Raw genomic sequence first — 9,309 nt, 5'->3', positions numbered from 1 at the left:
GGACCGGGTGGGCGACCAACGTGTTCTTCGTCCCCGCCGACGAGGACAACGGCGCCGTCGCGCCATACGGGTACTGGGCCGCAGAGTCCGCCTACGGTCCTCAGGAGTTCGCCGACAACGCCTCGACCAACTCCCTCGGCATGGTGATCGGCAGCGGCTGGACGCACGACTTCGCCTTCCTCACCATGGCGCCCGACGACGACGGTCGACGCATCCAAGAGGTGACCGGCGGCCAGGGCATCGCCTTCGGCGGGACCGTCGACGACCTGCTCGTCACGGGCTACCCGGCAGCCGCTCCCTTCGACGGCCTGGACCAGCGGTACTGCGCGAGCGACGACTGGTTCGTGCTCCAGCGCGGCGCCTTCGGCATCGAGTGCGCCATGACCCAGGGCGCCTCGGGCGGCGGGTGGCTGTCCGACTACGACACCGTGACAGGAGCCGGCTACCTGGTGGCCACCACCTCGTTCAGGTCGCCCACCGAGCTCGGCGCCATGCCGCTCGGCGAAGACGCGCTCGCGCTGTTCACCGAGGCAGGTGGCCTGTGACTGTCGACCGCGCACGCACCGGAGCCGGGGCCGAGAGCGCCGCCGGCACGAGCGAGAGCACGAGCACGAGCACAAGCACCGGCTCCGGCTCCGGAACAAGAACCAGCCCCGGCACCGGAACCGGAACCGGAACAACCATCAGCCCGAGCCCGAACCCCAGCACCGGGACAACTAACAGCCCCAGCACCAACCCCAGCGTCCGCGTCCGCGTCCGCGACACAGCCAACACTCCGTCCGCTCGTCCGGGCAGGGCCTCGCGCTCACGCCGACCGCTCGCCGCCGTCGCAGCCGTGGGCGTGCTGCTCGGCCTCGGCGCGTGCTCACCCGAGCCCGTGCGCGGCGAGGCGTTCCCCGACTGGGACGCCGTCGACGTCGCAGCCACCGAGCGCTTCACGGCCCAGATGGACCTGCTCGACTCGCACATCCTCGAGTCCTCCCCCTTCACGACCGGCGAGACGACCGACATCACCGGCGTCACGTACACCCATGCGACCTTCGGCGAGGACACCTCGGCCGGGCAGTCCGTCGTCGCGGTCAGCGGCAACCCCGCGTCGCTCTTCACGCAGCAGAACGACCCGGGGACCGGCCGGACCATCGACATGCTGCACGTCGGCGGTGACTCGTGGGACTACCTCCTCCTCGGCGACGGGCTCGACACCGACATCGACACCCCGTGGGTCAGGTTCCCGACCCTCTACGGGAGCCTCGGCATCCTCGGCGACAACGCCATGTGCTACGTCCTCGGCTTCTCGACGGTCTGCGACGTGCGCGACGCGATCAACGCCACCGAGGCCTCGGACGCCGGACCGAGCATGCGCCGTACGGTCACGAGCTCACGTGACGGAGAGGTCCTCAGCCAGACCGAGGTGACCCTCCAGTCGATCCTCGACGCCGAGATGCTCTCGATGCCGGAGTCGCTCACCGCGATGCTCACCGACACCATGCTCAGCACGCTCGTCCCCGTGAACCTCTGGCAGGACGCCGACGGCGCGCTGCTCAAGATCGAGATGAACGGTGTGGTCCCGGGCGAGGGTGACGTGCCCGACCTCGTGCTCCAGCTCGGTTTTGAGATCACCGGGACCGCGGCCCGCGACGACGTCCCGCCAGCCCCGGAGCTGGACGACGTCACGACGCTCTCGGAGACCGAGCGCGACGACTTCATCAACTCGCTCGGAGATGCCTGATGACAGACCAGCCAACACCTCCCGGCAGCGCCGGATACGGCGGAGCAGAGCGCGGAGCAGGCGGTGGCAGCGCAGGCATCGGAGCAGGCGGCGGCGGCGCAGGCATCGGAGCAGGCGGCGGCGGCGCAGGCATCGGAGCAGGCGGCGGCGGCGCAGGCATCGGAGCCGGCAGCGGAGCTGTGCCGCCGCGGGTCCCGCGCCGGCTGCAGGCACCGTCGGCGGCGACTGCACCCGGGGCAGCGGCGACGCCATCCGGCGGAGCACCCGGGACAGCAGCACCCCAGGCAGCAGCACCCTGGACAGCAGCGCCCGGGACGACGACGGCACCTCAGCCCGCAGCGGTCGCGCGCCCGGCCGCACCCGACTACGCCCCCGCGCCGACGGTCCGGAGCGGACTCGGAGGGGCGGGCGGGACGGCGAGCACCTTCGCGACGCCGGCCCTCCGCCCGACTCCGGCCCTCCGTCCGACGCAGCCGCTCGGTCCGGCCCCCTCCCCGGCGTCGGGCGCCGCGCAGGGCTACCCGGCGCAGGGCTACGGGACACCGCGCGGCAGCAGCCCCTCGTCGGGCTACGGCACACCGTCCGCCAGCAACGCCTCGTCGGGTTTCGGCACACCATCCGGCAGCACCCCCTCGTCGGGGTACGGCACACCATCCGCCAGCACCCCCTCGTCGGGGTACGGCACCCCCACCTCGTCGGGCTACGGCACACCGCCCGGCACCCCCACCTCAGGGGGCTACAGGACCGCACCCGGGCACGCGCCGTCACCGGGCTACGGCCGCCCGTCGCCCTACGACCAGCCTCCCGTCGGACCGACGTCCGCGCCTACGCCGACATCCACGCCCACGCCCACGCCCACGTCCACGACGAGCACCGCGACCGCACGGCCGACCCGGCGCCGCACCCTCGGGACGGTCCTGCTCACCGCCGTGCTGACCGCGCTCGTCAGCGTCGGTGCCACGCTGGCCGTGACAGGTGCGTTCGAGCAGACCGCCACCTTCGACGCGTCGGTCGTCTCGCAGGACGTCGCGAAGATCCTCTCCACGCGCTTCGGGCTGAGCGACGTGGACGCCGTCACCTGTCCTGGGTCTGTCGACGTCCGCGAAGGGGTCGAGTTCGAGTGCACCTTCGTCTCGGGCGGCGCCCCGGCCTCGGTCCCCGTGCTCGTGCTCAACGACTCGGGCCAGTACAGGGTCGGAGGACCTGTCGACGGCTGAGGATCGCGCCCGGTGCGGTCCCGGCGAAGACCCGGGAGACGGCGAGACCGGGCGGCTACGAGGCTCAGGAGGCGGCCAGGCCCGGTCGATCCCGAGACCACGCCCACGACGAGACCCACGCGGCCGCGAGACCCGGAGGACGTCGACCGAACCCCCGCTCAGCCTGCGGCGAGCCCGTCTCGCGGGCTGTGCCTCGGCTCGGCGACGGGTGTGGCGGGACCGGCACCAGGCACGGCCCGACGGCCGTTCCAGCGCATCGTCAGGACCGTCGCCGTGTCCTCCGCGAACTCTTCGAGGGGCTCTCCGGCCCGTGCGGCGTCCCGGATGCGGGTGATGCCGCGGTGCAGGAGCGTCGCGGCGAACCGGCGCAAGGACTTCTCGTGGGCCGCCCTGTCGGCGTCAGTCGTGAACGACCCGGCCGATCGGGCCAGCTCGGCCTCGACCTCGGCGGTGATCCTGTCCCGGAGCCCGACGACCACAGAGTCCGCCGCACGCAGCGTCTCGCCGACGGTGAACTCGGTGACGGCCGCAGCGACGATCTCGCGTGCCGCGCGCACGGGCAGCGACGACGTCGACGGCGCGTGGCTGCGGATCGTCCCGAGGTCCATGAGCAGCACCTGGTCGATGTCGCCGACACCGGGGTCGACGTCGTGGTGCAGCGCGAGGTCGAGCACGACGAGAGGGCGGGCCGTCCCGTCGTCGCCGGCGCGGACGGCCGCGTCGTCGCGGGCCGCCACGACAGCAGCGGTCTCGAGGATGTATCGCAGGTCAGAGGGGTCGTCGGTCCGCAGGCCCGACCCTGGGGCGGCTGCCTCGCCGGGCCCAGCAGAAGGTCGCGCCAGACGGTTGCCACGCCCGGCACCGCTGCACGAGACGACGAGGTCGGCCTCGCCGAGCGCCGTCACGAGGTCCGTCACGGCGTCGACGCCCCGGGCCGTCGCGAACTGTTCGGCGCGGCCTGACGCGGAGTACACGGCGATGTCGACGCACCCGCGGGCGCGCAGCGCAGCGACAGTCGCCCCGGCGTAGGCACCGGTCCCGACGATCACCGCGGAGGTCTGGCGCCACGGGGGGATGCTCGCCTCGGCGAGGTCGAGCCCGACCGAGACGACCGAGCGGCCGTCGGCCCCGAGGTGGGTGGTGTGCGCGACGCGCTTGGAGGCGCGCGACGCGGACTGGAAGAGGCGCTCGAGCCGCGGGCTCGTCGTCGACTCGGCGTGCGAGGCGTCGAGGGCCCTGCGGACCTGCCCGGCGATCTCCCGCTCGCCGACGACCATCGAGTCGAGACCCGAGGCGACCGTGAAGAGGTGCTGGGTGACACCCTCACCGCTGCGGACCGTGAAGGCGGACCGCGCGGCCTCCTGGCTGACCCCGGACTCCACGGCGATGAGCCGGGCGACCTCGTCGGCAGCGTGGGCAAGATCACGCTCGCTGAGGGTCCCCGGGCTGCCCGGAGCAGCCGCACCGTCGACGAGGTCGAGGTACAGCTCGAACCGGTTGCAGGTCGCGAGCACGACGGCACCGGTGATCATCTCGCAGGTCCGCACGGCCGACGTGCCCATCGAATGCGCGCCTGTTGACAGCTGCTCGAGCGCTTCGAGGTCAAGCTCGTGGTGACTTGCGGTCATCGACATGAGAACCACAGCGATTCGATTTAAACATTTGTCGGTCGGAAAGGCAGAATCGAGGTGTGAATCTCTCCTCAGCGCACCCTCTCGTCGACGGCCGGACGACCAGCTCCCCACTCGTCCGCGCGCTGCGCGGCGACCGACCCGAGACCACCCCCGTGTGGTTCATGCGGCAGGCCGGTCGCTCCCTCCCCGAGTACCTGGCCGCCCGCGAGGGTGTCGCGATGCTCGACTCCTGCCTGGACCCGGCGCTCGCGAGCGAGATCACGCTCCAGCCGGTGCGCCGCCACAAGGTCGACGCAGGCATCTTCTTCTCGGACATCGTCGTGCCGCTGCGCCTCGCGGAGGTCGACGTCGACATCGCGCCGGGCGTCGGACCGGTCCTCGGCGAGCCCGTGCGCACCCCGGCCGACGTCGACAGGCTCCTCGAGAAGACCCTCACGGACGAGGCCCTCCAGCCGATCCGCGACGCCGTCGGCCTCACCGTCGCCGAGCTCGGCAGCACACCGCTCATCGGCTTCGCCGGAGCGCCCTTCACGCTCGCCGCGTACATGGTCGAGGGGCGCCCGTCGCGCGACCACCTCGGCGCACGCCGCATGATGCACACGGACCCCGAGTCGTGGGCCCGCCTCACCACGTGGGCGGCCGACGTGACAGGCACGTTCCTGCGCGCGCAGGTCCTCGCGGGGACCAGCGCCGCCCAGCTCTTCGACTCCTGGGCGGGCAGCCTGAGCCTCGCGGACTACGTCGCGCACGTCGCGCCGTCGTCGGCCCGAGCGCTCTCGCACGTCAAGGACCTGCCCGTCCCGGTGATCCACTTCGGCACCGGCACGGGCCACCTGCTGCCCGCCATGCGCGACGTGGGCGCGGACGTCGTGGGGGTCGACTACAGGACGCCCCTCGACGAGGCCAACGCCATGCTCGGCGGCACGACGCCGCTCCAGGGCAACATCGACCCCGCGCTGCTCGGCGCGCCGTGGCAGGTCCTCGAGGCGCACGTCCGCGACGTCGTCGAGCGCGGCCGCACGGCTCCTGCGCACGTGGTGAACCTCGGCCACGGGGTCCCGCCCGACACCGACCCGACGGTCCTCACGCGGGTCGTCGAGCTCGTGCACTCCCTCTGAAGCCTGACGACACCTGACGACCATGACCACGAGCCCCTCGCACGACGGCACGCCCGCCCCGGTCTTCGACGCAGTCGTCGTCGGGGGCGGGATCGCAGGGCTCGTGGCGGCCCGCACCCTCGTGGGCGACGGGTTCGCGCCCGTCGTCGTCGAGGCCTCGGAGGTCTGCGGCGGGTACCTCGCACGGGCTGACGTGGGGCCCGCTGGCGTGCCGGTCGTGGTCGACTCCGGCGCCGAGTCCTACGCCTCGCGCAGCCAGGCGATCGCCGCGCTCGTCGCCGAGCTCGGGCTCGAGGCGGTCGAGCCGAGCGGTCTGTCGGCCTGGGGCTACGTGCCGGAGGGCACCGGCCCGAGGGCAGCCGGGCGCCGTCCGCGCGGGCGCGCCTTCCCGCTGCCGAAGGCTGGCGTCCTCGGGATCCCTGGTCACGTGTGGGCCTCGGACACGCGCCGTGCGATCGGCGTCGTCGGGGCGCTCCGCGCCAGCCTGGACCGTGTGCTGCCCGCATCACGCGTCGACGCGTCGACGCTCGCCTCGCTCGTGGAGAGCCGTCTCGGCCGGCGCGTGCTCGACAGGCTCGTGACGCCCGTGGCCGGCGGTGTGCACTCGACGGACCCCGCGCTGCTGTCGGTCGACGCTGTCGCCCCGGGGCTCCTGACCGCCTACGAGCGCACAGGGTCGCTGGCGGCAGCGGTCCGGTCGCTGCGCGCGCAGGCGCCAGCAGGCTCGGCCGTGCGCGGCCTGGTCGGCGGCATGAACCAGCTCGTCGCCGCGCTCGAGACTGCCGTGGAGGCAGGTGGGTCGATCCGCCGCGGCACAGGGGCCCGGCAGCTGCGGAGGACCGGCGACGTGTGGGAGGTCCAGCTCACGACGGGCGAGACGCTGCGCACCGCGCGGGTCGTCCTCGCCGTCGGCGGGCACGCCGCCGTCGCACTGCTCGGAGACCTCGTCGACACCGCCGGGGCCGCACCGGTCCGCGGGACCGACATCCGGCTCGTCACGCTCGTCCTGCGTGCTCCCGCCCTCGGGGACGCGCCCCGCGGCACCGGCGTCCTGGTCGCACCGGGCTCTGACGTCGTCGCCAAGGGCTCGACCCACGCCTCGGCCAAGTGGCCGTGGCTGCGCCAGAGGCTCGACGCCACGCTCGGGCCGGACGCGCACGTCGTACGGCTCAGCTACGGGCGGGGCGGAGCCGGCCCGACAGGGTCGGACCTCGACTCGGCGGCCCCGGACGAGACCTTCGTGGCGCAGGCCGTGCTCGACGTCCAGGCGCTCTACGGGGTCCCCCTGGCGTCCGGCGACGTGCTCTCCTCGGCCGTGACGCGCTGGGACGACGCGCTCTCGCCGCCCACCCCGGCGCACCGCGCACGCACGTCTCGACTGGTCAGCGACGTGGCGGCGCTCCGTGCGGACGGGGCACCCGGGCTCTCAGTCACCGGGGCATGGGTGGCGGGCACCGGGCTCGCCGCGGTCGTCCCGCACGCGCAGGCCGCGGCGCGCTCGCTCGACCTTTCCTGAATCGGTCGTGGAATTACTTAGGGTGACCTTTCCTGCACATTGTTAGGCAACCCTCTGTGATGCAGAACTGACAGGCTGTCAGAACTATTTTCGAGCACCCGAACAATTCCTCTGTGACCTCTCTCATTTCGACTCGGCGAGCGAAGGGGAGCACACTGGACGGGTGACAGGACACCCCGCCCTCCGCATCGGCACCCGCAGCAGCCTCCTCGCGCTGACCCAGACCGGGACAGTCGCCGACGACCTGCGCCGGCTGACCGGCCGACCTGTCGAGATCGTGCCGATCACGACGGACGGCGACGTCCTCACAGGCTCGCTCTCCCAGATGGGCGGCACCGGGGTCTTCGTCACCGCGCTGCGCGCAGCGCTCCTCGACGACCGCTGCGACGTGGCCGTCCACTCCCTCAAGGACCTGCCCACGACAGGGGTCCTCGGGCTGCAGCACGTGACGCCCGTCCGCCAGGACCCGCGCGACGCCCTGTGCTCGCGCGCCGGCCACAGGCTCGCCGACCTCCCTCACGGCGCCCGCGTCGGGACCGGCTCCCCGCGCCGCGCCGCGCAGCTGCGCCTCGTCCGCCCCGACCTCGACGTCGTCGACATCCGCGGCAACATCGACACCCGCCTCGGCCGGGTGCACCCGGAGACCGGAGACCTCGACGCCGTCGTGCTCGCCGCAGCCGGTCTCAACCGCATCGGCCGTGAGCACGCGATCACCGAGCTCATCTCCGTCGTGGACATGGCACCGGCACCCGGTCAGGGCGCCCTCGCCGTCGAGACCCGGACCACGCTCCTCGAGAGCGACGCCGTGGTCCGCCGCGCCTTCAGCGACCTCGAGGACCCCGCGACCTCGCTGTCGGTCCTCGCCGAGCGCGCGCTGCTCTCGCGCCTCGAGGCCGGGTGCGCGGCCCCCGTGGGGACCCACGCGACGGTCTCCGACGGGCTGCTCTCGCTGCACGCCGTGGTCGCCCGTCCCGACGGCAGCGAGCAGCTGCGTCACCAGCAGTCCGTCGAGGTGGCCGACACGTCGACCGCCGAGGCGATCGCCCTCGGCGAGGCCGTCGCCGACCACTTCCTGTCGCTCGGCGCAGCGTCGTTCATCTGATGAGGTTCATCTGATGAGCGCTGCCGAGGCGAGGGCCGGTCGCGAGGTGACCGGTCTCCAGGAGGCAGCGGCTGCGGGGCGCGACAGCCACGACGACGAGCTCCAGCCCGCCGGCACCCCGACCTCACCCGCGCTCCCGCTCGACGGGTGGAGGGTTCTCATCCCCCGTGCTCCCGGGCGCGGCGCCGGGCTCGCTCGTCTCGTCGAGCAGGCCGGCGGATCGGCCGTCGTCGCGCCGCTCGTCTCGCGCGCTGACATCGGCGACGACGACAGGGCTGTGCTCGACACGGCCGTCGCCGGCCTCCGCGACGGGGACGTCGCCTGGGTCGCTGTGACGAGCGTCAACGCCGTCGACGAGCTCGTCGCGTCTGCGGCGAGGGTCGACGCAGGACCCGGCCGAGAGCCGCTCGCCCGGATCGCGCGCGGCACCCGGTGGGCTGCCGTCGGGCCGGCGACAGCCCGCGCCCTCGCTGCCGTCGGCATCACGGTCGACCTCGTGGCGACCGAGAACTCCGCCGTCGGGCTGCTCGCGGAGTGGCCGGAGGTCGAGCGCGTGACCGACACAGCTCCCGCCCCGCGTGTCCTGCTCCCGCTCGGCGACCTCGCCCGACCCACCCTCGAGACGGGGCTGCGCGAGCGCGGCTTCGCGCCCGTGCGCGTCACCACCTACAGGACCGTCTCGCACCCGGCCCCACCCGAGGTCGTCTCCGCCTGGCGGGACGGCCGGTTCGACGCCGTCGTCCTCACGTCGGGGAGCGTGGCCCGCGAGGTCGCCGGGCAGCTCGGACCGCGAGAGGACGTGAGCGTCGTCGCGATCGGCGAGCCGACCCGGCGCGCGGCTTCCGAGACCGGGCAGGAGGTCGCCGCGGTCGCCCGGACCGCCGACGACGACGGGCTGCTCGCAGCCCTCGTCGAGGCCAGAGGTACCGACAGGACCGACAGCTCGCGCCGCTCCTCGCACGACCTCGGCGGCGCGCCCGCCCACCCCTAGAC

Annotated in this window: 7 protein-coding genes and 1 pseudogene; 7 read left to right on the top strand and 1 reads right to left on the bottom strand. The window is 73.5% G+C overall.

Annotated features, from left to right (window positions below; translation table 11 throughout):
• The 3 genes and pseudogenes from HZZ10_RS18560 to HZZ10_RS18550 all read left to right on the top strand — a co-directional run.
• Positions 1-545, top strand: a pseudogene (locus HZZ10_RS18560) (hypothetical protein); the annotation flags it as partial.
• A complete protein-coding gene (locus HZZ10_RS18555) occupies positions 542-1,729 on the top strand; it encodes a hypothetical protein (protein WP_179914647.1) in 1,188 nt (395 codons plus the stop codon). The pseudogene HZZ10_RS18560 and the gene HZZ10_RS18555, both read left to right, overlap by 4 nt.
• Positions 1,729-2,946, top strand: coding sequence for a DUF4333 domain-containing protein (locus tag HZZ10_RS18550; RefSeq protein WP_179914646.1), 1,218 nt, complete (start codon positions 1,729-1,731; stop codon positions 2,944-2,946). The genes HZZ10_RS18555 and HZZ10_RS18550 overlap by 1 nt, the downstream gene beginning before the upstream one ends.
• A gap of 158 nt (positions 2,947-3,104) precedes the next feature.
• On the opposite strand, the gene HZZ10_RS18545 is transcribed toward HZZ10_RS18550, so the two are convergent.
• A complete protein-coding gene (locus HZZ10_RS18545; RefSeq protein WP_179914645.1) occupies positions 3,105-4,574 on the bottom strand; it encodes a glutamyl-tRNA reductase in 1,470 nt (489 codons plus the stop codon).
• A gap of 62 nt (positions 4,575-4,636) precedes the next feature.
• Between HZZ10_RS18545 and hemE the strand changes: the two genes are divergently transcribed.
• From hemE to HZZ10_RS18525, 4 genes are all read left to right on the top strand, one after another.
• Positions 4,637-5,698, top strand: coding sequence for a uroporphyrinogen decarboxylase (gene hemE / locus HZZ10_RS18540; protein ID WP_179914644.1), 1,062 nt, complete (start codon positions 4,637-4,639; stop codon positions 5,696-5,698).
• 22 nt (positions 5,699-5,720) lie between these two features.
• Entirely contained in the window at positions 5,721-7,214 is a 1,494-nt protein-coding gene (locus HZZ10_RS18535) for a protoporphyrinogen/coproporphyrinogen oxidase (protein ID WP_179914643.1), read from the top strand.
• 163 nt (positions 7,215-7,377) lie between these two features.
• A complete protein-coding gene (hemC, locus tag HZZ10_RS18530; protein WP_056127086.1) occupies positions 7,378-8,316 on the top strand; it encodes a hydroxymethylbilane synthase in 939 nt (312 codons plus the stop codon).
• A gap of 13 nt (positions 8,317-8,329) precedes the next feature.
• Positions 8,330-9,307 (top strand): uroporphyrinogen-III synthase, encoded by a 978-nt coding sequence (locus HZZ10_RS18525; protein WP_179914642.1) that lies wholly within the window; start codon positions 8,330-8,332, stop codon positions 9,305-9,307.
• The last annotated feature ends 2 nt before the right edge of the window (positions 9,308-9,309 follow it).

The organism is Sanguibacter inulinus, from assembly GCF_013415325.1.
Lineage (GTDB): Bacteria > Actinomycetota > Actinomycetes > Actinomycetales > Cellulomonadaceae > Sanguibacter > Sanguibacter inulinus.
This window is presented reverse-complemented; position numbering and strand designations above follow the sequence as displayed.